Annotated in this window: 24 protein-coding genes; 19 read left to right on the plus strand and 5 right to left on the minus strand. The window is 67.6% G+C overall.

The window, feature by feature from the left end:
* The first annotated feature begins 82 nt into the window (after nt 1–82).
* Nucleotides 83–1,261 carry a hypothetical protein gene (locus tag ACSVDM_RS11930; protein ID WP_439264707.1) on the plus strand — a complete coding sequence of 393 codons (1,179 nt, stop codon included), beginning with the start codon at nt 83–85 and terminating at the stop codon, nt 1,259–1,261.
* 224 nt (nt 1,262–1,485) lie between these two features.
* Here ACSVDM_RS11930 and ACSVDM_RS11935 read toward each other — a convergent pair whose 3' ends face one another.
* Nucleotides 1,486–1,839: a hypothetical protein gene (locus ACSVDM_RS11935; RefSeq protein WP_439264708.1), complete on the minus strand. Its 354-nt coding sequence runs from the start codon at nt 1,837–1,839 to the stop codon at nt 1,486–1,488.
* A gap of 94 nt (nt 1,840–1,933) precedes the next feature.
* Between ACSVDM_RS11935 and ACSVDM_RS11940 the strand changes: the two genes are divergently transcribed.
* From ACSVDM_RS11940 to nuoN, 14 genes are all read left to right on the plus strand, one after another.
* Nucleotides 1,934–2,335: an Rv3143 family two-component system response regulator gene (locus ACSVDM_RS11940; protein ID WP_133734114.1), complete on the plus strand. Its 402-nt coding sequence runs from the start codon at nt 1,934–1,936 to the stop codon at nt 2,333–2,335.
* 357 nt (nt 2,336–2,692) lie between these two features.
* Nucleotides 2,693–3,073: an NADH-quinone oxidoreductase subunit A gene (locus tag ACSVDM_RS11945; RefSeq protein ID WP_181697247.1), complete on the plus strand. Its 381-nt coding sequence runs from the start codon at nt 2,693–2,695 to the stop codon at nt 3,071–3,073.
* Between the two features lie 10 nt (nt 3,074–3,083).
* Nucleotides 3,084–3,638, plus strand: coding sequence for a NuoB/complex I 20 kDa subunit family protein (locus ACSVDM_RS11950; RefSeq protein WP_067489943.1), 555 nt, complete (start codon nt 3,084–3,086; stop codon nt 3,636–3,638).
* Nucleotides 3,635–4,390 carry an NADH-quinone oxidoreductase subunit C gene (locus tag ACSVDM_RS11955; protein WP_439264712.1) on the plus strand — a complete coding sequence of 252 codons (756 nt, stop codon included), beginning with the start codon at nt 3,635–3,637 and terminating at the stop codon, nt 4,388–4,390. The genes ACSVDM_RS11950 and ACSVDM_RS11955 overlap by 4 nt, the downstream gene beginning before the upstream one ends.
* Complete coding sequence (nuoD, locus tag ACSVDM_RS11960) at nt 4,390–5,703, plus strand: NADH dehydrogenase (quinone) subunit D (RefSeq protein WP_439264713.1); 1,314 nt, start codon at nt 4,390–4,392, stop codon at nt 5,701–5,703. Before ACSVDM_RS11955 ends, nuoD begins: the two co-directional genes overlap by 1 nt.
* Nucleotides 5,700–6,449, plus strand: a complete 750-nt coding sequence (nuoE, locus tag ACSVDM_RS11965; RefSeq protein ID WP_439264714.1) for an NADH-quinone oxidoreductase subunit NuoE — start codon at nt 5,700–5,702, stop codon at nt 6,447–6,449. The genes nuoD and nuoE overlap by 4 nt, the downstream gene beginning before the upstream one ends.
* A complete protein-coding gene (gene nuoF, locus ACSVDM_RS11970) occupies nt 6,446–7,768 on the plus strand; it encodes an NADH-quinone oxidoreductase subunit NuoF (protein WP_439264716.1) in 1,323 nt (440 codons plus the stop codon). The genes nuoE and nuoF overlap by 4 nt, the downstream gene beginning before the upstream one ends.
* On the plus strand, nt 7,765–10,224 hold the full coding sequence (locus ACSVDM_RS11975; protein WP_439264718.1) for an NADH-quinone oxidoreductase subunit G: 2,460 nt from the start codon (nt 7,765–7,767) through the stop codon (nt 10,222–10,224). The genes nuoF and ACSVDM_RS11975 overlap by 4 nt, the downstream gene beginning before the upstream one ends.
* Nucleotides 10,217–12,004, plus strand: coding sequence for an NADH-quinone oxidoreductase subunit NuoH (nuoH, locus tag ACSVDM_RS11980; RefSeq protein ID WP_439264720.1), 1,788 nt, complete (start codon nt 10,217–10,219; stop codon nt 12,002–12,004). Before ACSVDM_RS11975 ends, nuoH begins: the two co-directional genes overlap by 8 nt.
* Nucleotides 12,001–12,816 (plus strand): NADH-quinone oxidoreductase subunit J, encoded by an 816-nt coding sequence (locus tag ACSVDM_RS11985; RefSeq protein ID WP_067638458.1) that lies wholly within the window; start codon nt 12,001–12,003, stop codon nt 12,814–12,816. The genes nuoH and ACSVDM_RS11985 overlap by 4 nt, the downstream gene beginning before the upstream one ends.
* Nucleotides 12,813–13,112: an NADH-quinone oxidoreductase subunit NuoK gene (gene nuoK, locus ACSVDM_RS11990; RefSeq protein WP_067489925.1), complete on the plus strand. Its 300-nt coding sequence runs from the start codon at nt 12,813–12,815 to the stop codon at nt 13,110–13,112. The genes ACSVDM_RS11985 and nuoK overlap by 4 nt, the downstream gene beginning before the upstream one ends.
* A 1-nt stretch (nt 13,113) precedes the next feature.
* Nucleotides 13,114–15,000 (plus strand): NADH-quinone oxidoreductase subunit L, encoded by a 1,887-nt coding sequence (gene nuoL / locus ACSVDM_RS11995; RefSeq protein WP_439264723.1) that lies wholly within the window; start codon nt 13,114–13,116, stop codon nt 14,998–15,000.
* Nucleotides 14,997–16,601: an NADH-quinone oxidoreductase subunit M gene (locus ACSVDM_RS12000; protein ID WP_439264725.1), complete on the plus strand. Its 1,605-nt coding sequence runs from the start codon at nt 14,997–14,999 to the stop codon at nt 16,599–16,601. Before nuoL ends, ACSVDM_RS12000 begins: the two co-directional genes overlap by 4 nt.
* Entirely contained in the window at nt 16,598–18,220 is a 1,623-nt protein-coding gene (gene nuoN / locus ACSVDM_RS12005; RefSeq protein WP_067638464.1) for an NADH-quinone oxidoreductase subunit NuoN, read from the plus strand. Before ACSVDM_RS12000 ends, nuoN begins: the two co-directional genes overlap by 4 nt.
* A gap of 21 nt (nt 18,221–18,241) precedes the next feature.
* On the opposite strand, the gene sigJ is transcribed toward nuoN, so the two are convergent.
* Nucleotides 18,242–19,138 (minus strand): RNA polymerase sigma factor SigJ, encoded by an 897-nt coding sequence (sigJ, locus tag ACSVDM_RS12010; RefSeq protein ID WP_439264727.1) that lies wholly within the window; start codon nt 19,136–19,138, stop codon nt 18,242–18,244.
* A gap of 174 nt (nt 19,139–19,312) precedes the next feature.
* Between sigJ and ACSVDM_RS12015 the strand changes: the two genes are divergently transcribed.
* The 4 genes from ACSVDM_RS12015 to ACSVDM_RS12030 are packed head-to-tail and all read left to right on the plus strand — an operon-like array spanning nt 19,313 to nt 22,375.
* Complete coding sequence (locus tag ACSVDM_RS12015; protein WP_439264729.1) at nt 19,313–20,434, plus strand: amidohydrolase family protein; 1,122 nt, start codon at nt 19,313–19,315, stop codon at nt 20,432–20,434.
* Nucleotides 20,431–20,808 carry a hypothetical protein gene (locus ACSVDM_RS12020; protein WP_439264731.1) on the plus strand — a complete coding sequence of 126 codons (378 nt, stop codon included), beginning with the start codon at nt 20,431–20,433 and terminating at the stop codon, nt 20,806–20,808. The genes ACSVDM_RS12015 and ACSVDM_RS12020 overlap by 4 nt, the downstream gene beginning before the upstream one ends.
* On the plus strand, nt 20,805–21,227 hold the full coding sequence (locus tag ACSVDM_RS12025; RefSeq protein WP_439264732.1) for a twin-arginine translocation signal domain-containing protein: 423 nt from the start codon (nt 20,805–20,807) through the stop codon (nt 21,225–21,227). The genes ACSVDM_RS12020 and ACSVDM_RS12025 overlap by 4 nt, the downstream gene beginning before the upstream one ends.
* Nucleotides 21,134–22,375, plus strand: coding sequence for a multicopper oxidase family protein (locus tag ACSVDM_RS12030; protein ID WP_439264734.1), 1,242 nt, complete (start codon nt 21,134–21,136; stop codon nt 22,373–22,375). The genes ACSVDM_RS12025 and ACSVDM_RS12030 overlap by 94 nt, the downstream gene beginning before the upstream one ends.
* On the opposite strand, the gene ACSVDM_RS12035 is transcribed toward ACSVDM_RS12030, so the two are convergent.
* From ACSVDM_RS12035 to ACSVDM_RS12045, 3 genes are all read right to left on the minus strand, one after another.
* On the minus strand, nt 22,350–22,685 hold the full coding sequence (locus ACSVDM_RS12035; protein WP_439264735.1) for a YnfA family protein: 336 nt from the start codon (nt 22,683–22,685) through the stop codon (nt 22,350–22,352). The genes ACSVDM_RS12030 and ACSVDM_RS12035 overlap by 26 nt on opposite strands.
* A 76-nt stretch (nt 22,686–22,761) precedes the next feature.
* Complete coding sequence (locus tag ACSVDM_RS12040; RefSeq protein WP_439264737.1) at nt 22,762–23,106, minus strand: hypothetical protein; 345 nt, start codon at nt 23,104–23,106, stop codon at nt 22,762–22,764.
* A 65-nt stretch (nt 23,107–23,171) separates the two neighbouring features.
* Complete coding sequence (locus ACSVDM_RS12045) at nt 23,172–24,290, minus strand: serine hydrolase domain-containing protein (RefSeq protein ID WP_439264739.1); 1,119 nt, start codon at nt 24,288–24,290, stop codon at nt 23,172–23,174.
* Nucleotides 24,291–24,387 lie beyond the last annotated feature (97 nt).

Genomic DNA, 24,387 nt, shown 5'->3' on the forward strand with positions numbered 1-24,387 from the left:
GCCGTGGACGGGCGCTTGTGCGGTGAGTACCGTCGTCTGGCAGGGGGCGGGATCGTCATCCGGTCGAATGAAGGGGTGGGACATGGCAACCGAGGTGAAACTTTCCGGGGACGCACTCGAACTACCGGGTGGGGTGCGCGTGACATTCGTGCGGACTTTGCGGCTGCCCGAGACGGGGACCTACCCGTTGCCGCCGGGGCTCGGCACCTTCCCGCTGAGGCGGGTCGCCGACTACCCCGACACCGTGCCCGAGGAATGGCGGGAACGCGGCGGGGTCATGTTGCCGGTCTATCAGCGCGAGGCCCTGTGGTTGAAATTCAGCGCAACCACCCCGGCCGCCTTGAAAGTGGCGGTCGGCAAGGTGTGCGCGGTGTCGGGTAAGCCATGGAGTGACGTGCTCGGCAAGGACCCGCAGAACTACCTCGCCCTGCCCGACCAACCGTGGCTCGACGGCATCAACTCCGGTGACGGCGTCGTGCGCCAGTTCGTCGCGGTGCCGATGGGGCTCGGCGCGACCGTCGAAGGGCAGGTCACCGGCACCGAGCAGTGGGGTGGGGTGCAGCTGGCGGTGCACGGGCTCACCGAAACGGCGCTTGCGATCTGGCGCAGGCAGCAGGAACAGGCACGCCCACGCCATCTGCCAGCTCCTCCGCCGGGAGGTAATCCGCCCTGGGCGACAACGGCTTACGGCGCTCCGATGCCGGTGAGCGCCCCGCCGTACGGTGCCGCGGTCGCAGGTGCGCCTGCGGGAAGTCCGGTCGGCGCTCCCCCTCCCGTAGCGCCCGGCAGTGCGCCCGCCCCGTCCGCCGCGCCCAGGCCGTCCGGTGCGCCCGGTGGCGCCCCCGCAGGTGCCGCCCGAAAAGCTCGAGGCCGCGCACGCCCGCAAGCCAGATCGATGGGTCTCGGCGCCGGCGGCACGATGCGCCAGGAGATCTACGCCGACCACCGCCCCGTCGACGACTACCGCCGCGAAGCCGACGCCCGGATCTTCGTCCACCTCGCTTCCGCCGCCGAGTGGGAACAGATCACCGGCGAACCGGCCCCCTCCACCCCCGTCACCGCGCAGTCCTACGCCGAACACGGCCTTCCCTGGTTCGACTACTACGCCGCCGACGCCGAAGACCTCGCCCCGGCCGCCGAGCTCGCCGCCGTCGAACCCACCGGCAACTGGCTGGCCGACGAACAGCCGAACCCGCCGATCGAAGACGACCTTCCGGTGATCCCATTGGGCGACAAGGCAGTTCAAGACGGGAACTGGTAGCGCACGGTCGTGGTCGGCAGGCTGTGCCCGCAGCTTCCCATCGGCGCCGAGTCGAAGATCGGAGTTCTCCGACAGCCGATCCCGGGCCGCCAGTTCCTCGGCTAGCAACTCGGCGAAGGCATAGCTGCCGGTGGGCAAGGGCAATATCGACGGGCACACGGCCGCAATTCAGCCGCCTCATGTCAAGGCGGGCCCAGGGATTCGATTCCCCTAGGCCCCACAAGTCAGCGCTCGACGGAGTCGACCAGCGCCCGGTACACCCAATCGTGGGCGCGTCCCACGGTGATACGCGCACCGAGAAGCTGTTCTGTCAAAGTCCAATACCGGTGGATTCGCTGATCGCTGTCGGTCGCGTCGTTCAGTAGTTGCGCACGGAAACGTGGCGTATCTCGCTCCCCGCGCGCACCGGCATGCGCGTCGACGAACCGATCGAGTTCGTCACCGCCGCGTGGCCGCACACCGTCGGTAACCAGGGGCACCACGTCGGCCATCACGTCACCGATCTGTCCGTAGAGCCCGCGAGGTTCACGAATCCGATCGGCCGGTCCGCGCCAGTACTGCCGGCCCGCTAGGAGCACACCGGCGAATAGGCGGGCGGTGGTGGGAGATTCGGATATCGGCTGTTCGGCCGAACCCGCCACCACGCCCGCCGACCCGACGTACGATCCGTCTGTGGCCGAATCAGATCGTTCCACCCCGCTGCGTGTGCTGGTCTACAGCAATGACGCCGATACCCGTCAACAGGTGATTCTTGCGCTGGGGCCACGGCCCCGGCCGGATCTACCGGAGCTCGACTACCTCGAGGTCGCGACCGCGCCGGTCGTCATCGAGCAGATGGATGCCGGGGGGATAGATCTCGCGATTCTCGACGGGGAGTCCGTGCCCGCGGGCGGTCTCGGGATCGCCAAGCAGCTCAAGGACGAGATCGAGCAGTGCCCCCCGGTTGTCGTGCTCACCGGGCGGCCCGACGATGCCTGGCTGGCCAACTGGTCGCGGGCCGAGGCCTCGGTGTCGCACCCGATCGACCCCATGCAGCTCACCCGCGCGGTCGCGGGCGTGCTCAACGCGCGCTGAGCGCAGTGTCCCGTTCCGTCGGATAGTCGACGTCACCCCCATCCCCACAGAACCACTGGTAACCCCAGTGGTTCTGTGGTGTGTGCACCGGCCGGATTACCACCGTTTCGCTCATGAATCTCGGTACTGAATTCGATCAAACAGTCCCCTGGAAACGCGCGGCGCACCCCTGAAACCGCGATAGTCTGTGCTCTAGCTCACACGAGCGCGGGTTCTGTATAACGCTCCGCCATCGCTGCACAGCGGGCGAGGCCCCGGTTCGGCGGACAACGTTGTCGGCCCCGTCTCGCCGAAAGCTGCCGTCCGCGGCCGCGCCACACGGCACGGCCTGCTCCAGCGAGGAGGGGAAGTGCAGTCGTGAACATCGAAGTGCCCGCACTCGTACTCGGCGCCATCGCCGCGGCGTTCGCGGTGTTCTCCGTCATCATGGCGGCGCTCGTCGGCCCGAAGCGATACAACCGGGCCAAGCTCGAACCCTACGAATGCGGCATCGAGCCCACACCGCACGCCATCGCAGGCGGGCCGGGAGATGTTGGGGGCCAACGCTTCCCGGTGAAGTACTACCTCACCGCGATGCTGTTCATCATCTTCGACATCGAGATCGTGTTCCTCTACCCGTGGGCCGTCCATTTCGACGCCCTCGGGTTGTTCGGGTTCGCCGCGATGGCGCTGTTCATCGTCAATGTGTCGGTCGCCTACGCCTACGAATGGCGCCGCGGCGGCCTCAGCTGGGAATGAGTGGGAAATAATGGGTCTCGAAGAGAAACTGCCCAGCGGGTTCCTGCTGAGCACCGTCGAGGATTTCGCCGGATACCTGCGTAAAGGGTCGCTGTGGCCGGCCACCTTCGGCCTGGCCTGCTGCGCGATCGAGATGATGGCCACCGGCGCCGGACGATTCGACATCGCCCGCTTCGGCATGGAAGCCTTCCGCGCCTCGCCCCGCCAGGCCGATCTGATGATCGTCGCAGGCCGGGTGAGCCAGAAGATGGCACCGGTCCTGCGCCAGGTCTACGACCAGATGACCGAACCCAAGTGGGTGCTGGCCATGGGTGTCTGCGCGTCCTCGGGCGGAATGTTCAACAACTACGCCATCGTGCAGGGCGTCGACCACGTGGTCCCGGTCGACATCTACCTGCCCGGCTGCCCGCCCCGCCCGGAAATGCTGCTCAACGCCATCCTCGCGTTGCACGCCAAGATCGCCGAGATGCCGATGGGCGTCAACCGCGAGGAAGCGATCCGCGCCGCCGAACAGGCCGCGCTCGCCAGCACCCCGACCATCCGCATGGAGGGCCTGCTGCGATGACCTTCGACTCCCCCGACAACGCCGACAACACTGCGGGGCAGGGTATTCCGGAGGAAACCCCGGAAGCGCCCAAGCATCGCAAACCGGCCGAGGACGAGGTGATCGGCACCCGCCACGGCATGTTCGGCGTGCACGGCACCGGCGACACGTCCGGCTACGGCGGCCTGGTCACCCCGGTCGTGCTGCCCGGCGGCACGCCGCCACCGTACGGCGGCTGGTTCGACGCCTTCGTCGGCACGCTGCGCGCCGCCCTCACCCACCGCGTCATCGCCTTCGACACCGTCATCGAGAAGATCGTCGTCTTCCGCGGCGAACTCACCCTGCACGTGCGCCGCGAACACCTCGTCGACGTGGCGAGCGCCCTGCGCGACGACAGCTCGCTGCGCTTCGAGCTGTGCCTCGGCGTCAGCGGGGTGCACTACCCCGACGAAACCGGGCGCGAACTGCACGCCGTGTACCACCTGATGTCGATCACCCACAGCCGTCGGGTCCGCCTCGAGGTCTCGGTTCCCGATGCCGACCCGCACATCCCGTCGCTGTTCTCGGTGTATCCGACCGTCGACTGGCACGAACGCGAAACCTACGACTTCTTCGGCATCCTCTTCGACGGGCACCCCTCGCTCACCCGCATCACCATGCCCGACGACTGGCGCGGCCACCCGCAGCGCAAGGACTACCCGCTCGGCGGGATCCCGGTGGAGTACAAGGGCGCGCGCATACCGCCGCCCGACGAGCGGAGGACCTACAGCTGATGACCGACACCGATTTCCGCCGTGACGAACCACGGGTCGTCACCGTGGCGGGCCAGGACTGGGACCAGGTCGGCGAGGTGCTCGACGGTGCCGGTGAGGAACGCATCGTCGTCAACATGGGCCCCCAGCACCCCTCCACGCACGGGGTGCTGCGCCTGATCCTCGAGATCGAGGGCGAAACCGTCACCGAAGCCCGCTGCGGCATCGGCTACCTGCATACCGGTATCGAGAAGAACCTGGAGTTCCGCAACTGGACCCAGGGCGTCACTTTCGTGACCCGGATGGATTATCTGTCCCCGTTCTTCAACGAGACCGCCTACTGCCTCGGCGTGGAGAAACTGCTCGACATCACCGAACAGATCCCCGAACGCGCCACCGTGGTCCGTGTGCTGCTGATGGAGCTCAACCGCATCTCCTCGCACCTGGTGGCGCTGGCGACCGGCGGCATGGAACTGGGCGCGCTCACCCCGATGCTGTTCGGCTTCCGCGAACGCGAACTCATCCTCGACGTCTTCGAAACCATCACCGGGCTGCGGATGAACCACGCCTTCATCCGTCCCGGCGGCCTCGCCCAGGACCTGCCCGACGACGGTGTCACCAAGGTGCGCGAACTCCTCGACATCATGCCCGGCCGGTTGCGCGACATGGAACACCTGCTCAGCGCCAACCCGATCTGGAAGAAGCGCACCCAGGACATCGGCTACCTCGACCTCACCGGCTGCATGGCCCTCGGCATCACGGGGCCGGTGCTCCGCGCCACCGGTCTGCCCCACGACCTGCGCAAGTCCGATCCCTACTGCGGGTACGAGAACTACGAGTTCGACATCCCGACCACCACCGGCTGCGACTGCTACGGCCGTTACCTCATCCGGGTGGCCGAGATGCGCGAGTCGCTCAAGATCGTCGAACAATGCCTCGACCGGTTGCGCCCCGGTCCGGTGATGATCGACGACAGAAAGATCGCCTGGCCCGCCGACCTGAAACTGGGCCCCGACGGACTCGGCAACTCCCCCGAACACATCGGCAAGATCATGGGCACCTCCATGGAATCGCTGATCCACCACTTCAAGATCGTCACCGAGGGCATCAGAGTGCCTGCCGGGCAGGTGTATTCGGCTGTCGAGTCACCACGCGGCGAACTGGGCGTGCACATGGTCAGCGACGGCAGCACCCGCCCCTACCGGGTGCACTACCGAGACCCCTCGTTCACCAACCTGCAGGCGGTCGCCGCGATGTGCGAGGGCGGCATGGTCGCCGACGTCATCGCCTCCGTCGCCAGCATCGACCCCGTCATGGGAGGGGTAGACCGATGACCGAAAAGCCCGCGAGCCCAACGGTTCTGCTGAATCTCACCGTCCGGCCCGAGCCGTATCCGCCGCATATTCGCCAGCGTCTCGAGCTCGACGCCAAGGACATCATCACCCGCTACCCGCATCCGCGTTCGGCCCTGCTGCCACTGTTGCATCTGGTGCAAGCCGAGGACGGATATGTTACCGGTACCGGGATCGACTTCTGTGCCGAGCAATTGGGGCTCACCGGTGCCGAGGTCACCGCCGTGGCCACCTTCTATTCGATGTACCGCCGCACTCCCACCGGCGACTACCACGTGGGCGTGTGCACCAACACGCTGTGCGCGGTGCTCGGCGGCGACGCGATCTACGAAGCGTTGCAACAGCATCTGGGCATCGGCCACGGTCAGACCACTCCCGACGGCGCCGTCACCCTCGAACACATCGAGTGCAACGCCGCGTGCGACTACGCGCCGGTGATGATGGTGAACTGGGAGTTCTTCGACAACCAGACCCCCGAATCGGCCATCGAGATCACCGACGCGCTGCGTGCCGGGCATCAGGTGCGGCCCACCCGCGGCGCCCCGCTCTGCACGTTCCGCGAGACCGCGCGAATCCTCGCCGGCTTCCCCGACGAACGACCGGGTGTCCTCGAGGGCGCTCCCGGCGAGCCCACGCTGGCAGGATTGCGCATCGCCGACGGTCCGGCCTCGGACCCTGAAACAGGCCTCCCGGCAACGGATTCCGGAGACGGCGAGGGCACACGATGACCACGCTCACTCCTGTACTGAGCCGACACTGGGATCGTCCGCAGTCCTGGACGCTCGACACCTATTCCAGCACAGGCGGTTACGAAGGTCTGCGGGCCGCGCTGCGGATGCAGCCCGACGACGTCATCCAAACGGTCAAGGACGCGGGCCTGCGCGGACGCGGCGGCGCCGGTTTCCCCACCGGGATGAAGTGGTCGTTCATCCCGCAGGGCCCCGGCCCCGACGGCACGACCAAACCGCACTACCTCGTCGTCAACGCCGACGAGTCCGAACCCGGCACCTGCAAAGACATCCCGCTCATGCTGGCCACCCCGCACACTCTGATCGAGGGGGTGGTGATCGCCGCCTACGCCATTCGCGCGAACACCGCCTTCATCTACGTGCGTGGTGAAGTGGTCCCGGTGCTGCGCCGCCTGCAGGCCGCCGTCGCCGAGGCCTACGCCGCCGGATTCCTCGGCAACGACATCCTCGGCTCGGGTTTCGACCTGGAACTGATCGTGCACGCCGGCGCCGGCGCCTACATATGCGGCGAGGAAACCGCCCTGCTCGATTCGCTCGAGGGACGCCGCGGCCAGCCACGGCTACGACCACCGTTCCCCGCCGTCGCCGGCCTCTACGCCTGCCCGACGGTGGTCAACAATGTGGAATCCATCGCGTCGGTGCCCTCGATCCTGCGCAACGGCACCGATTGGTTCCGCTCGATGGGAAGCGAGAAGTCGCCCGGCTTCACCCTGTACTCCCTCTCGGGCCACGTCGCCCGCCCCGGCCAGTACGAGGCACCGCTCGGCATCACCCTGCGCGAACTGCTCGACTACGCAGGCGGCGTGCGCGCCGGGCACACCCTGAAGTTCTGGACACCCGGTGGTTCCTCGACACCGCTGTTCACCGCCGAGCACTTCGATGTCGCCCTCGACTACGAAGGTGTCGCCGCCGCCGGGTCCATGCTGGGCACCAAGGCATTGCAGATCTTCGACGACACCACCTGCGTGGTGCGGGCGGTGCTGCGCTGGACCGAGTTCTACGCCCACGAGTCCTGCGGCAAATGCACACCGTGCCGCGAAGGCACCTACTGGCTTGTGCAACTGCTGCACCGGCTCGAGGCGGGTCAGGGCACCGAGGCCGACCTCGACAAGCTCGCCGACATCGCCGACAACATCAACGGCAAATCGTTCTGCGCGCTCGGTGACGGCGCCGCCAGCCCGATCTTCTCCTCGCTGAAGTACTTCCGTGAGGAATACCTCGAGCATCAGCGTCGCGGCGGCTGCCCGTTCGACCCGGCCCGCGCCACGGCGTGGGCCTCAGGAAAGGCGACCCGATGACCGCGATCGCACCCGGCAACAACTCCGGGGTGGTGCCCGCCGACCTGGTGAGCGTCACCATCGACGACACCACCATCCAGGTCCCCGCGGGCACCTTGGTGATCCGCGCGGCCGAACTGATCGGCGTGCAGATCCCCCGCTTCTGCGACCACCCACTGCTCGACCCCGTCGGCGCCTGCCGCCAGTGCATCGTCGAGGTCGAAGGCCAGCGGAAACCGGTGGCCTCCTGCACGATTCCCGTCACCGACGGCATGGTGGTGCGCACCCAACTCAGCTCCCCGGTCGCCGAGAAGGCTCAGCGCGGGGTGATGGAACTGCTGCTCATCAACCACCCCCTGGATTGCCCGGTATGCGACAAGGGCGGCGAATGCCCGTTGCAGAACCAGGCCATGTCCACCGGCAGCGCCGAATCACGCTTCGAGGGTGAGAAACGCACCTACCCGAAGCCCATACCGCTGTCGTCGGCGGTGCTGCTCGACCGGGAACGGTGCGTACTGTGCGCCCGGTGCACCCGGTTCTCCCAGCAGGTGGCCGGTGACCCGTTCATCGAATTGATGGATCGTGGTGCGCTGCAACAGGTCGGTATCGCCCAGGCCGAACCGCTCGACTCGTACTTCTCCGGCAACACCGTGCAGATCTGCCCGGTCGGCGCGCTCACCGGCACCTCCTACCGGTTCCGTGCCCGCCCCTTCGACCTGGTCTCCACACCCAGCGTGTGCGAGCACTGCGCGTCGGGTTGCGCGCAACGCACCGATCACCGGCGCGGGAAAGTGTTGCGGCGCTTGGCCGGTGACGACCCGCAGGTCAACGAGGAATGGAACTGCGACAAGGGCCGCTGGGCCTTCGCCTACGCCACCGAACGCGACCGCCTCACCACCCCACTGGTGCGTGGCTGGGACGGCGTGCTCGCCCCCGCCTCCTGGCCCCAGGCCCTCGCCGCCGCCGCGACCGGTTTGCAGGCCGCCATCGGCAACGCCGGTGTGCTGGTCGGTGGGCGCGTCACCGAGGAAGAGGCCTACGCGTACAGCAAGTTCGCGCGAATGGTGCTGTCCACCAACGACATCGACTTCCGCGCCCGCGTGCACTCCGAGGAGGAGGAACAGTTCCTCGCCGCGTGCGTCGCCGGACGCGGCATCGACGTGGACTACACGGCGCTGAGCAAAGCGCCCGCAGTGCTGCTGGTCGGATTCGAACCCGAAGAGGAATCACCGATCGTCTACCTGCGGCTGCGCAAAGCCGTGCGCACTCGAGGTCTGCGGGTGGTGTCGTTGGCGCCGTTCGCTTCTCGCGGGCTCGAACGTCTCTCCGGTGCGCTCATTCAGACCCCGCCGTGCGCCGAGGCCGAGGTCCTCGACGCCGTGCTGGACGAAACCTCACCGGACGCCGCCGAACTCATGAACCTGCTGCGCACGCCTGGCGCGGTCGTCATGGCTGGCGAACGGCTCGCAGGCAGCCCGGGCGCCTTGTCGGCGGTGGTCCGGTTGGCCGAGGCCACCGGCGCCGCGCTCGCCTGGGTGCCACGCCGAGCCGGTGAACGCGGAGCACTCGAAGCAGGCGCATTGCCCAGTCTGTTGCCCGGTGGCAGGCCCGTCGTCGATCCGACCGCGCGCCAGCAGGTTCGTCACCGCTGGCAAAGTGGCGAACTGCCCGACGGTCCCGGGCGCGACACCTCGGCGATCCTCGCGGGCGCGGCCCAGTTCGGTGCACTGGTGATCGGCGGCGTGGATCCCGCCGACCTGCCCGACCCCGCTGCGGCCCTGGCCGCGATCGATGCCGCCCGATTCGTGGTGAGTCTCGAACAACGCCACAGCAGCGTCACCGAACGCGCCGACGTCGTGTTCCCCGTTGCCACCGTCGTCGAGAAGGCGGGCACCTTCCGCACTTGGGAAGGCAGACCGCGTCCGTTCGCGGCCGCACCCCTGGACACCACACGCCGCGTCGCCGCCCCCCTGTCGGACCTGCGCGTATTACATTCCCTGGCCGCCGAAATGGGTGTCCCGATCGCGCTGCCCGATGCCGCCGCGGCCCGGGCCGAACTCGACGCTCTCGGGGCTTGGAGCGGTGAGCCGATCGACGCACCCGAATTCTCGAGCCACCCCAGACCCGCACCCGGTCCCGGTACGGCGGTGCTGGCCGGGTGGCGGATGCTGCTCGACGCCGGTCGACTGCAGGACGGCGAACCCAACCTCGCCGGTGTCGCGCGACCACCGGTCGCCCGGCTCTCGGCCGCCACCGCCGCCGAGATCGAAGCCGACGACGCCGACCACATCATCGTCGCCACCGACCGTGGCGAGATCACCGTGCCGCTGATGATCACCGATCTGCCCGACCGGGTGGTGTGGCTGCCGCTGCACTCACCCGGTTGCACGGTCGGTACCACCCTCGGCGTGACGCCCGGCGCCGTGGTGCGCCTGCGCCGCGCCGACGACAGGATGAAGGAACACCGCCATGAGTGATCGTGTGCTACTCCTCGCGGCCGACGCCGGGCCGGTCTTCGGCACCGACCCGCTGTGGCTGGTCGTGGTCAAGGCGCTGGCGGTGTTCGTCTACCTGATGCTCGTCCCGTTGGTCGCGGTGTACGCCGAACGCAAGGTCGTCGCCTGGATGCAGATGCGGGTCGGCCCCAACCGGGTCGGCCCGGGCGGCATGTTCCAGTCGATCGCCGACGGCGTGAAGATGGCGCTCAAGGAAGACATCATCCCCGCCATCGTCGACAAGCCGATCTATGTGCTCGCACCGATCATCTCGGTGATCCCGGCCTTCATGGCGTTCGCGGTGATCCCGTTCGGACCGGAGGTGTCGATCTTCGGCACCCGCACCGCGCTGCAGCTCACCGACATGCCCGTCGGCGTGCTCTACATCCTGGCCATCACCTCCATCGGCGTGTACGGCATCGTGCTGGCCGGTTGGTCGTCGAACTCGACGTATCCGCTGCTCGGCGGGCTGCGTTCGACCGCACAGGTGATCTCCTACGAGATCGCGATGGCACTGACCTTCGCCACGGTGTTCCTGCTCTCGGGCACCATGGCGACCTCCGGCATCGTCACCGCCCAGGAGGGCACCTGGTACGTCTTTCTGTTGCTGCCGTCGTTCCTGATCTACTGCGTGGCGATGGTCGGTGAGACCAACCGGGCACCGTTCGACCTGCCCGAAGCCGAGGGTGAGCTCGTCGGTGGCTTCCACACCGAGTACTCCTCGCTGAAGTTCGCGATGTTCATGCTCGCCGAATACGTCAACATGGCAACGGTTTCCGCGCTCGCCACCACCCTGTTCCTCGGCGGGTGGCGCGCACCGTTCCCGATCAGCCTGTGGGAGGGCGCCAACTCCGGGTGGTGGCCGGTGCTGTGGTTCACCGCCAAGGTGTGGACGTTCCTGTTCGTGTTCGTCTGGTTGCGCGGCACCCTGCCACGACTGCGCTACGACCAGTTCATGAACCTCGGCTGGAAACTGCTCATCCCCACCTCGCTGGTGTGGGTCATGGTCGTGGCCGGTGCACGGGTGCTCGACATCGAGGGCATTCCCGGGCAGACACCTATCCTGGTCGGCACCGGCATCGTCGTCACCCTCGGGCTGATCGGCATGTTCGTGCGGGCAGGCCGCACGAAGGGACTGCCGCCGCTGCCGGAGGAACCCGCGAGCTCGCCTGTGTTCCTCGGTTTCCCGGTACCGCCGATTCCACCGCGCACAGCCGACGCCGAACCACGGATCGGTCTGCTCGATCCCTTCGCCGGGTTCGCCGTCACCGGGGCCACGATGTTCAAGAAGCCCAACACCGAGTTCTACCCAGAACAGAAGGTGCCGACCGCCCCGCGCTATCACGGTCGCCACCAGCTCAACCGCTACGCCGACGGCCTCGAGAAATGCATCGGCTGCGAACTGTGCGCCTGGGCGTGCCCGGCCGACGCGATCTACGTCGAAGGCGGCGACAACACCGAGGACGAACGGTTCTCCCCCGGTGAACGCTACGGGCGCGTGTACCAGATCAACTACCTGCGTTGCATCGGCTGCGGCCTGTGCATCGAGGCCTGCCCCACCCGGGCGCTCACCATGACCAACGAATACGAACTCACCGACGACAACCGCGCGGACCTGATCTACGAGAAGGACCGCCTGCTGGCGCCGATGGAGCCCGGCATGGTCGCTCCGCCGCACGCGATGGCACCCGGCACCGACGCCGCCGACTACTACCTCGGTCGCGTCGGACCCGCGGCGTCCGAAGAGGAGGTCCTGCGATGAACACCCTGCTGGCCGCCGACATCGCCGCCACCTCCACCGGGGAAGCCGTGCTGTTCTGGGTGCTCGCCCCCATCGCCGTGCTCGGCGCGCTCGGCATGGTGACCGCGGCCAAGGCCGTGCACTCGGCGCTGTGCCTGGCCGCGACCATGATCGCGCTCGCCGTGTTCTACATCGCCCAGGACGCCCTGTTCCTCGGTGTGGTGCAGATCGTGGTGTACACGGGCGCGGTGATGATGCTGTTCCTGTTCGTGCTGATGCTCGTCGGTGTGGACTCGGCCGAATCGTTGCGCGAAACCCTGCGCGGGCAACGCATCGCGGCCGCGATCGTCGGCCTCGGATTCGGCTTCCTGCTCATCGGCGGCATCGGGTCGGCATTGGGTGGCGACGGAACCCGCTTCGCGGGCAACGGTTTCGGTGAACGCGATGTGATCGCCGAACTCGCCGAACTGATCTTCTTGCGCTACGTCTGGGCGTTCGAACTCACCGGTGCCCTGCTCATCACCGCGACCATCGGCGCCATGGTGCTGGCCCACCGCGAACACTTCACGCCGCGCCGCGGTCAGCGCGAGATGTCACGTGACCGTTTCCGTACCGGCGGTGAACGCGCCACCCCGCAGCCGACACCGGGCGTCTTCGCCCGGCACAACGCCGTCGACAGCCCGGCCCTGCTGCCCGACGGTTCCTACGCCGAACACTCGGTGAGCACCATCCTGCGCCACCGCCGCACCCGCGCCCACGAAGAAGCGCTGTTCCTGGCGGCGGGCGCGGCACGCGGCGACAACCCGACGGCCGACGAGGAAGGCAAGCGGTGAACCCCCAGAACTACCTGTTCCTGTCCGCGCTGTTGTTCACCATCGGCGCCGCCGGAGTCCTGTTGCGGCGCAACGCGATCGTGGTGTTCATGTGTGTGGAGCTCATGCTCAACGCGGTGAACCTGGCCTTCGTCACCTTCGCCCGGCTGCACAGCGACCTCGACGGTCAGGTGATCGCCTTCTTCACCATGGTCGTGGCCGCCGCCGAGGTCGTCGTCGGTCTGGCGATCATCATGACGATCTTCCGTGCCCGCCGGTCGACCTCGGTCGACGCCGCCAACCTGCTGAAGTTCTGACATGGGTACCGCAACGTTGTGGCTGCTGCCCGCGATCCCCCTGTTCGGCGCGATCGTTCTGCTGTTGCTCGGGCGCCGCGCCGACGGCTGGGGGCACTACCTCGGTACGGCCGCCGCCCTCGGTTCGTTCGTCGTCGCGGTCGTCGCGTTCGTCGGCATGCTCGGTCGCGCCGACGCCGACCGAGCCCAGCATCTGGAGCTGTTCACCTGGGTGCCGGTGGCGCAGATGCAGGTCGGGTTCGGGCTGCAACTCGATCAGCTGTCGATCTGCTTCGCGCTGCTCATCACCGGCGTCGGTTCCCTGATCCACCTCTATTCGATCGGCTACATGAGCCACGATCCGGGCAGGCGCCGCTTCTTCGGCTACCTCAACCTGTTCCTGGCCGCCATGCTGGTGCTCGTCCTGGCCGACAACTTCCTCGTGCTGTACCTCGGCTGGGAAGGTGTGGGTCTTGCGTCGTACCTGCTGATCGGGTTCTGGTACGAGAAGCCCTCCGCCGCAACGGCTGCCAAGAAGGCATTCGTGGTGAACCGGGTCGGTGACATGGGTCTTGCCATCGCCATGATGGTCATGTTCGCGACCTTCGGCTCCTTCGACTTCCAGACCGTGTTCGCCGCCGCACCGGACGCGAGCGAAGGCACGCTCACCGTGATCGGGCTGATGTTGCTGCTCGCCGCGTGCGGTAAATCCGCGCAGGTGCCGCTGCAGTCCTGGCTCGGTGACGCCATGGAAGGCCCGACTCCGGTGTCGGCGCTCATCCACGCCGCCACCATGGTCACCGCCGGTGTGTACCTGATCGCGCGCGCCAACCCGATCTACGATCTGGCCCCCGGCGCACAGGCCGCGGTGCTCGCCGTCGGCGCGGTGACGTTGCTGTTCGGCGCGATCATCGGCTGCGCCAAGGACGACATCAAGAAGGCGCTGGCCGCCTCGACGATGAGCCAGATCGGCTACATGATCCTCGCCGTCGGTCTCGGCCCCGCCGGCTACGCCTTCGCGATCATGCACCTGCTCACCCACGGCTTCTTCAAGGCCGGGCTGTTCCTCGGCGCCGGATCGGTGATGCACGCGATGAACGACGAAACCGATATGCGCCGCTACGGCGGCCTCCGCACCCTGATGCCGATCACCTTCGTCACCTTCGGGCTCGGCTACCTGGCGATCATCGGCGTGCCACCACTGTCGGGCTTCTTCTCCAAGGACAAGATCATCGAGGCCGCCTTCGACCACGGCGGCCCAACCGGTGTCCTGCTCGGGGTGGTCACCCTGCTCGGCGCCGGGCTCACCGCCTTCTACATGACCCGGGTCATGCTGATGACGTTCTTCGGTGAACGCCGGTGGAAACCCGACACCCATCCGCACGAATCACCCGCGGTGATGACCGGGCCGATGATCCTGCTCGCCCTCGGATCCGTGTTCGCCGGTGGACTGTTCGTGTGGGGCTCGTCGCTGGTGCACTGGCTCGAACCCGTCGTCGGCTCGCACCACGCCGAACCCGTCGTCCCGCCCATCGTCGTCACCGGACTCGCGTTGACGGTGGTCGCGATCGGTGTCGCCGTGGCCTACCGCAAGTACGCCGAGTCGGCCGTTCCCGAGGTCGCGCCGGAGCCGGTCACCGTGCTCACCCGCGCCGCACGCAAGGATCTCTACGGTGATGCCGTCAACGAGGCGGCGTTCGAACGTCCCGGCCGCTACCTCACCCGGGCGCTGGTATTCGTCGATGCCAAGGGTGTCGACGGGATCGTCAACGGGACGGCCGCCGCCATCGGCGGGCTGTCGGCCCGGACCCGGCGCGTGCAAACAGGTTTCGTCCGCTCGTATGCCCTGTCCATGTTCACCGGCGCGGCCCTGGTGGCCGCTGCCCTGCTCGCGGTGAGGTTCTGGTGAACTCGTTTCCCTGGCTGACGACGCTCTGGCTCGCCCCCGCGATCGGTGCCGTCGCGGTGCTCGCGGTCCCCGCCGCCCAGCGCACCCTGGCCCGCGCGCTCGCGTTCACGGTGTCGTTCGGTGTGCTCGTGCTCGCCGTCGTGCTCGCGGTGAATTTCCGGCCCGGCGGTGAGCAATACCAATTCGTCGAATCCCACGAGTGGATCCCGGCGTTCGGTGTGGGTTACACCCTCGGCCTCGACGGCATCGCCACCGCCCTGGTACTGCTCACCGCGCTGCTCGTTCCGCTGCTGATCCTGGCGGGCTGGAACGACGACAGCGGCGACGGCCGCAAGAACGCCCACCTGTACATGGCGTTGATGCTGCTGGTCGAGTCGATGGTGCTGATCTCGTTCCTCGCCCTCGACATCCTGCTGTTCTACATCTTCTTCGAAGCCATGCTGATCCCGATGTACTTCCTCATCGGCGGCTTCGGCGCCCGCACCACCGACGCCGCCGTGCGCGCGCAACGCTCGCGCGCGGCGGTGAAGTTCCTGCTGTACAACCTGTTCGGCGGGTTGATCATGCTGGCCGCGGTGATCGGGCTGTACGTGCTCACCGCCCGCGCCGGTCTCGGTCAGGGCTCGGCGGGCACCTTCGATCTGCGGGTGGTGGTCGAAGCGGCCAACAACGGCGAACTCGGCGGTAGTACGGCGGTCTTGAACGCCCTGTTCCTCGGGTTCATGTTCGCCTTCGCGGTGAAGGCTCCCCTGTGGCCGCTGCACACCTGGCTGCCCGACGCCGCCGTGTCGGCCACCCCGTCGAGCGCGGTGCTGATGATGGCGGTGGTCGACAAGGTCGGCACCTTCGGCATGCTGCGCTACTGCCTGCTGCTGTTCCCGCTGGCCTCCGACACCTTCGCTCCGCTCGTCATCACCCTCGCGGTGATCGGTGTGCTCTACGGTGCTCTGCTCGCGATCGGGCAGACCGACGTGATGCGCCTGATCGCCTACACCTCCATCTCGCACTTCGGGTTCATCATCCTCGGCATCTTCGCCATGACCTCCCAGGCGCAGTCCGGTGCCACCCTGTACATGGTGAACCACGGATTGTCCACGGCCGCACTGTTTCTCATCGCCGGATTCCTCGTCAGCAGGCGCGGCAGCCGGATGATCGCCGATTTCGGCGGCGTGCAGAAGGTGGCCCCCGTGCTGGCGGGCACGTTCTTCATCGCCGGATTGGCGACCTTGTCGCTGCCCGGACTCGCTCCGTTCGTCAGCGAATTCCTGGTGCTGGTCGGCACATTCAGCCGGTACGAGGTGGCCGCGGTGGTGGCGACCGGTGCGCTGGTCCTTGCCGCGATCTACGTGCTGTGGCTCTACCAGCGACTGATGACCGGTCCGGTGCGTGAGGGCAACGAGAATCTGCGCGATCTGGTGCCGCGCGAACTCGCCGTGGTCGTTCCGCTGCTCGTCGCCCTGCTGGTGCTCGGCCTGTACCCGAAGCCGATGCTCGACCTGGTGAATCCCGCGGTGGGACAGACCTTGTCGACCATCGGTAAGCAGGATCCGGCACCGAAGGTCCCCGCTCCCGAAGCAGCCCCCACCGGCGGACACAAATGAGGACGGACTCCGTGACCATCAACGAGCTCGCGGCCCCGCTGACCGCGCCGAGCATCGAATACCACCTGCTCGCACCGATGCTGATCGTGTTCACCGTCGGCGTCGTCGGTGTGCTGGTCGAGGCGTTCGCGCCCCGCGCCTACCGGTACGGCACCCATGTGGTGCTCGGCATCGCCGGTGTGCTCGCCGCGCTGGTCGCCGTGGTGCTGCTAGCCGGCACCGAGGCCACCGCCGTGGTCGGCGCCGTCGCGATCGACGGTGTCACCTTGTTTCTGCAGGGCACCATTCTCGTGATCGGGCTGCTCGGACTGCTGCTGATCGCCGAACGCGGTGCGGTACGGCGCGTGCGCAGCGGGCCGGGCACCTGGAGCCGGGCCGCCGCCGTCCTCGAACGCGGTGTCGACGCCTTCACCCCGCAGGCATCGTCGGTCCCGGGCAGCGCCAACGAACTCGCCGCCGTGCGGGCGGGCGTCTCGACCACCGAGGTCTTCCCGCTGACCATGCTCGCTCTGGGCGGGTTGCTGCTGTTTCCCGCGTCCAACGATCTGCTCACCATGTTCGTCGCGCTGGAGGTGCTGTCGCTGCCGCTGTATCTGCTGTGCGGACTCGCCCGGCGCAGGCGGTTGCTGTCGCAGGAAGCGGCACTGAAGTACTTCCTGCTGGGTGCCTTCTCCTCCGCGTTCTTCCTCTACGGTGTCGCCCTGCTCTACGGGCAGACCGGCACCGTCTCGTTGCCGGAAATCGGTGCGGCACTGGACAAGCAGGGCGACGACGCCACTCTCGCCCTGCTCGGTATCGCGATGCTCGCGGTGGGACTGCTGTTCAAGATCGGTGCCGTGCCGTTCCAGGCGTGGGTGCCCGACGTGTACCAGGGCGCACCGACCCCGATCACCGCGTTCATGGCGGCGGCGACCAAGATCGCCGCGGTCGGGGCGACCATGCGCGTGCTGATGGTGGGAACCGGTGCGCTCAGCGATGATTGGCGCCCCGTGCTCGCCGCCGTCGCGGTGGCGACGATGGTGGTGGGCGCGGTCATGGCGGTCACCCAGACCGATGTGAAGCGGATGCTCGCCTACTCCTCCATCGCGCACGCCGGGTTCCTGCTCGTCGGCATGACCGCCGCCGATTCCGCGGGTTTGGCGGCGGTGATGTTCTATCTGCTGGCCTACGGTCTCGGCACGGTCGGTGCGTTCGCGGTGGTCAGTCTGGTGCGCGACGGTTCCGGCGACGAGGCGACCGCCATGTCGCAGTGGGCCGGTCTCGGTAAGCGGTCCCCCTGGCTGGCCTCGGTTTTCGCGCTGCTGCTGCTGTCGTTCGCCGGGCTTCCGTTGACCAGCGGATTCGTCAGCAAGTTCGCGGTATTCGCCGCGGCATCCGGTGCCGACTACATCTTCCTGGTCATCATCGGTGTCGTGTGCAGCGCCATCGCGGCGTTCTTTTACGTCCGCGTCATCGTGCTGATGTTCTTCACCGACCCGCCCGCTGACGCCCCGACCGCGACCTCGCCGTTCGCGACCGTCCTCGTCGTGGCCTTCACCGCGGGCGCGACCGTGCTCCTCGGCCTGTTCCCCCAGCCCGTTCTCGACCTGGCAGAACGGGCGGCCCACTTCGTCCGTTGAGTCGCTTGGAGGCACAACCTCTCAGCGGGTCGGGTTGTGCAGGTGGGTGAGTTTTTCGGGGTTGGTGACCGAATAGATCCCGATCACGGTGTCGTCGGTGGCGACATCCAGCACCACCACCGCGAGGGGCGCATCACCGTCGAAGACAACGGCGCACGGGTCACCGCTGACCGTGCGCCAACCCACGTGATAGCCGTCCAGTCCGGCCGCGGCGACGGCCATGAAGACCTCGGCGACGGCAGTCTTGCCGTGCACGGGCCGCAAACTGGTCGCCGGTCCGGTGCCGCCGCCGTCGGTCCACAAGGTGACCTCCGGTGAGAGGACCGCCAGGAGTTCGTCGAGGTCGCCCCCCATGGCCGCGGCAACGAAACGTTCGGTGACCGCCCGGCAGACTCGCGGGTCGACCTGGGTACGGGGGCGCCGCGCCCGCACATGCGCGCGGGCGCGATGAGCGATCTGCCGGACGGCGGCCGGTGAGCGATCGACCATCTCGGCGATCTCGGTGTGCGGATAGGCGAAGACCTCGTTGAGAACGAAGACGGCCCGCTCGAGCGGGGTCAGCGATTCCAGGACGACCAGCATCGCCATCGAGAACGCTTCGGTGCGTTCCACCGTTGTCGCTCCGTCGGGCTCGCCGTCGAGCAACGGTTCCGGAAGCCATTGCCCCACATAGTCTTCGCGGCGCCGACTCAGCGTGGCGCGGCGGGCGAGGGCCTGGTTCACCGCCATCCGGGTGAGGTAGGCGCGGGGATTGTCGATGGGTTCGCTGCCGACCGACCGGGACTGCCAGGCCAACCACACTTCCTGCAGCACGTCCTCGGTGTCGGCGACACTGCCGAGCATGTTGTAGACCACCGAGAACAGCAGTTCGCGGTAGCCGACGAACACCTCGGTGGCGTTGTCGATGTCATCGGTCATGGTGTCCTCCGGTCCAGCGGAAACAGGTCTTCCCACAAAGAGGTGGCCGACGAGGCGAAGTGTGACAGCCGCATCCGAATCTGTGATCCATCGCATAGGAACCGGCCGTATTCGTCACATTCGGTGGCGCGGCTGCCTCTTTGTCGGCGAATCCGTTTCAACCAAGGAGGTTCCATGCGTACTCGAATCAGTGATGTCCGGGTTTTCGACGGCGAGCGCAGCGTCGATAACACCAGCGTGCTCATCGAGGGCGACCGCATCGTGGTCGACGACCACGCCCCGGCCGAGGTGGAGGTCGACGGCACAGGTCGCACCGTCCTTCCCGGATTGATCGACTGCCACACCCACATCTTCGACGGAGACCTGGCCCGCGCGCTCACCTTCGGAGTGACCACCGAACTCGACATGTTCTGTCTGCCCGAGGTGCTGCCCACCCAACGCGCGCTGGCCGCCACCCGTGACGATGTGGCCGACTTCCTCAGCGCGGGCACACTGGCCACCGCGCCCGGCGGTCACCCCGGTCAACTGCTCGCAGCGCCCGGTGTCGCCGAACTCGGACTCGCACCGTTCGACACCATCTCCGGCCCCGAACAGGCCGCGGACTTCGTGCGGGCCAGGCTGGCGGAAGGCGCGGACTACCTGAAGATCGTCGTCGACGACGGCGCCGTGCACGGCGCCGAGCTTCCGGTGTTGTCCGCCGCGACCGCGACCGCCCTGACCGAGGAAGCACATCGGGCGGGTTTGCGGGTCATCGCGCACGCGATCACCGAGGGCGAGGTGCGCATCGCGCTGGACGCGGGAGTCGACGGGCTGGCGCACGTCTGGACCGATGTCTCGCCGCACACCGCCGACCTGGTCGAACGGGTAGCCGCCGAGAACGTCTTCGTGGTGAGCACACTCGTCTACTTCGAAACCCTCGGCCATCAGCACGAGAACGCGGCGGATTGCGCGCGTCCGGGCTCTTTCGAGGACGCTCTGAGCGTGGCTCGGGCGCTGTATCGCGCGGGAGCGCCGCTGCTCGCGGGCACCGACGCCAATCCGTTCGCGCCCACTCATGGTGCGAGCTTGCATCGGGAACTGGTGTTGCTGAGCGAGATCGGTCTGTCTCCGCTGGAGGTGCTGGCTGCGGCGACCAGCCGACCGGCGGATCGATTCGGGTTGGCCGATCGTGGTCGGATCGCGCCGGGTTCGCGCGCCGACCTGCTGCTCGTCGAGGGCGACCCGACCACCGACATCACCACCACCGGCGCCATCGCCGACGTGTGGCGCCGTGGTGTGCGGCAGGCGCGCCGATGACCGCGGCGCACCCGCGGTGGCCGCTGCCGGTGTTCCGGGCGACGGTGACCGTCGCCGCCGCGCTGGTGTTCGCCCAGGCGGCACTGGCCGGCGGGTTTCTGGCCGGGCATTTCGAGGCCTTGGCGATGCACAGCCGCAACGGCGGGCTGGTCGGGGTGGTGTTCCTGGTGCAGGTCGTCGCATCGGTGTTGTTGTGGCGCAAGGGCAGTGGCCCGGCGTGGCCGGTGCGCACCGCGGTGATCCAGTTGCTGATCGCGGTGGCGCTGATCCCGCTCGGTGAGCAACGGGTACTCGCCGTGCACATCCCGCTCGCCGTCGCCTTGTCGATCGGCACCGCGTTGCAGGTGAATTGGGCGTGGCGGTGGCAGCGATGAGGATCAGCAGGCGCGGGTTCCTGCGCGCGGGCATCGCGGTCGGCGCTGCCGTCGCCGTCGGGGCGGGGGTGCCACGGGTCGTGCGGCCTGGTCAACCGGGGCTGCTGCTGCCGAGCGCCGCCCGATTGCCCGTGCTGTTCCAGACGCGGCTCCCCATGCCCCCAGAACTGGCACCGTTCCGGTCCGACGCCACCACCGACTACTACGAGATCATCCAGCGCACAGCACAACTCGACATCCTGCCTGGCTTACGTACCGAGGCGTGGACCTATCACGGCAGTTTCCCGGACCGACGATCCGGGCACGATCGGGTCGGGCGACCTCGGTGCGCCACCGCAATGAACTGCCACACCCGACCGTGGTGCACCTACACGGCGGACACACGCCCGCCGACAGCGACGGGTACCCGATGGATGTGATCCTGCCGGTCGGGGCGACATCGATGCCGCAGCACAATGCCCACGGACACGGCGCCGCCGCGACCACTGGCAACCTCGCATACGAAGAACGCACCTATTTGTATCCGAACCGTCAACGCGCCGCGTCGCTGTGGTACCACGATCACCGGCACAGTTTCACCGGGCCCGCCGTGTGGCGCGGATTGGCCGGTTTCCATCTCGTCGGCGACGAGATCGAGGATTCTTTGCCGCTACCCCGCGGTGACCGTGACATTCCGCTGTTCATCTGCGACCGCTCCTTCGCCGAGGACGGCTCGTTCGCCTATCCGCTGATCGACCCGGACCTACACACCCCAGGGGTGACCGATCGCTACATGAACGGTGTTCTCGGCGATGTGGTCCTGGTCAACGGGGCGCCGTGGCCACGGCTCGAGGTGTCGCCGGTGCGCTACCGGTTCCGGCTGCTCAACGGGTCCAACGCGCGCCGCTATCGGCTGACACTCGAGCCTGGTTCCGCCGCAGACCCTTTCGTGCAGATCGGCAGCGACGGCGGCCTTCTGGATCGCCCACTGCCGCACAACCACATCGATATCTCCCCCGGCGAACGTTTCGACGTGGTCATCGATTTCGCCGCGTACCCGCCCGGCACGTCGGTCCGTCTCCGCAACGCTTTCGGCACCGGCCCGGTCACCGATATCCTCCGCTTCGACATCACCGGCCCCACCCGGTACGACGACGCCGCCGTCCCGGATCGCCTGGCCCCGGTCGAACGCCTCGACCCGGCGACCGCGGTCGCCGAACGCACCTTCCTGTTCCAGCTCGGGCCGAACGGCTGGTCCATCAACGGCAGGCCTTACGAATCCGGCCGTGCCCTGGCCGCTCCGCGTCTCGGCACCGTGGAGATCTGGCGTTTCATCACCGATGTCCACCATCCCGTCCACGTCCACCTCGACCCGTTCCAGGTGATCTCCCGCAACAACCGCCCGCCCGGACCCTTCGATGCGGGCTGGAAGGACACCGTCGACGTCCGTCCCGCCGAGGCCGTGGAAGTCGCGGTCCGCTTCACCGACTATCCGGGGCCGTTCATGTTGCACTGCCACAACCTCGAGCACGAGGACATGGCGATGATGGGAGATTTCGTGGTCAGCTCGGGCGCGGCGCGTACATGATGATCGCGACGCCGAGCAGGCAGACGGCCGCCCCGATCACGTCCCAGCGGTCGGGGCGGAAGCCGTCCAATGCCATGCCCCACAGCAAGGATCCGGCGACGAACACCCCGCCGTAGGCGGCCAGGATCCGCCCGAAATTGGCGTCGGGCTGCAGCGTGGCGACGAAACCGTAGAGGCCGAGGGCGATGACTCCGGCGCCGATCCACGCCACGCCCTTGTGTTCGCGCACGCCCTGCCAGACCAGCCAGGCGCCGCCGATCTCGGCAACGGCGGCCAGGGCGAACAGCAGGATGGAACGCAACACGGTCATGGGCGTACATCCCGAATTCTGATCCGCGACGGTGGCGAGGTTGCAGTGAATGCGAGCCGGCCTATCCGTGAAAGGCTCACCCGGCCGCCTCGATCGCGGCCGAGGCGCGTGCGGCGAAGGCGTCGAGTACATCGACGTGGTTCGCCGGAACACCGACTCGCATCATCAAGCCCTCCTCCTCGACAGCGAAGTCGAAGGTGAAGAACGCGCAGCAGCGGCTCTCACGGTCGGAGAGTTCGCGCGCCGTCGCCTCGGCACCCGGATCGAGGATCACTTCGAGCCGCGTCCGATCGGGACGCCTGGTCGTGCGTGCAGAGCTGCGGAAAAGCTGGTCGAACTCGGCGACCCGGATCGGTTGCTCCGCCGTGGGCAGGGTGCACGCCGGAGACACCCAATCGCCCTGATCTGGTTGAAGCTGCATTCTTCGACGGTAACCCTGTTGCTCGGTATCGGATACAACCTTCTCCGGGCACCGGGAGCGGTGGATCAGCCGCAGAGCCCGCTGGTGATCCAGGCGCCCATGCTCGTGGCGGTCGGGGTGCCGGTGTAGGAATAGGTGAAGGCGCGGCCCGCGGTGGTGGCGCCCGCGAGGGCGCTGAAGCCGCGGACGTTGCCGTTATGGCCGATGAAGCGTGTGCCGCAAGGGAGCTGGGCGTAGCCGATGCCGAGTCCGTAGGACATGCCGTTGCCTTCGCCCATGTCGACGCCGTCGAGCATGTCGCGCAACTGGGCAGGCGGAACCACCTGGCCCGACACCAGTGCGAGGTAGAAACGATTGAGGTCGGCGCCGGTACTGACCAGGGCGCCCGAGGCCCAAGGCAGAGACGGTTCCATGAGGGTTTCGTCGGTGACGTTTCCGTCGACCGTGGTGTAGCCGGACAGGTGGGGTCGGCGCAGACCGGTTTCGCCGGTGGCGGGCAGATAGGTGTGGGCCAGGCCGAGCGGGGTGATGATGCGGTCGGCGAGCTCGGTGGCGTACGAGCGCCCGGTGACAGCTTCGATCAGCATCCCCGCCACCAGGTAGTTGGTGTTGTTGTACTGGAAGCGGGTGCCGGGAGCCGACTCGGCGGGTGACTGCAGGATGATCGCCATCTCCTCCTCGGGTGTGAAAGTACGTCCGACGACGGCCGCCTGATGCTCCGTCAATTCGAACGAACGCGGAACCGGCAATCCGCTGCGGTGACCGAGGAGCTGACGAACCGAGATCGCCTGCCCGTCCACGCCGTCACCACGAAGCAAACCCGGCAGATACTTCTCCACCGGCGCCTCCAGCGCCACCCGCCCCTCGGCGACCAACTGCAACACCACCGCCGCCGTGAACGTCTTGGTAATGCTGCCGACCCGCACGTGGTGCGGTCGATCATCAGGAATCGGTGCGCCCTCGACGAGATCGGCGACCCCAGCACTCATCACCGCCGTCGCACCGTTGTCGGTCAGGGTGGCGACAGCGCCGACAGCACCGGACTCGACCAACCCGGCAAGGTCGGCCCGCACCGAGTCCAGCCGCGCGGGCGCGACGGCGGGCGCCTCAGCGGAACTCGTAGTACAGCTCGTCAGCAACAAGGCGATGGTGCAGATCGGCAGGATCAACGTACGTGTCAGCATGAGCAGACAGTAGAAAGCTCTGGTACACAGGCACATTGGACTGCGGTACTACCCGGCTGTCAGACTGCCGTACTCCCCAGGGAAGTGTCAGCAGGCG

The sequence above is a fragment of the Nocardia sp. JW2 genome (genome assembly GCF_051843015.1).
Taxonomy (GTDB): Bacteria; Actinomycetota; Actinomycetes; order Mycobacteriales; family Mycobacteriaceae; genus Nocardia; species Nocardia coubleae.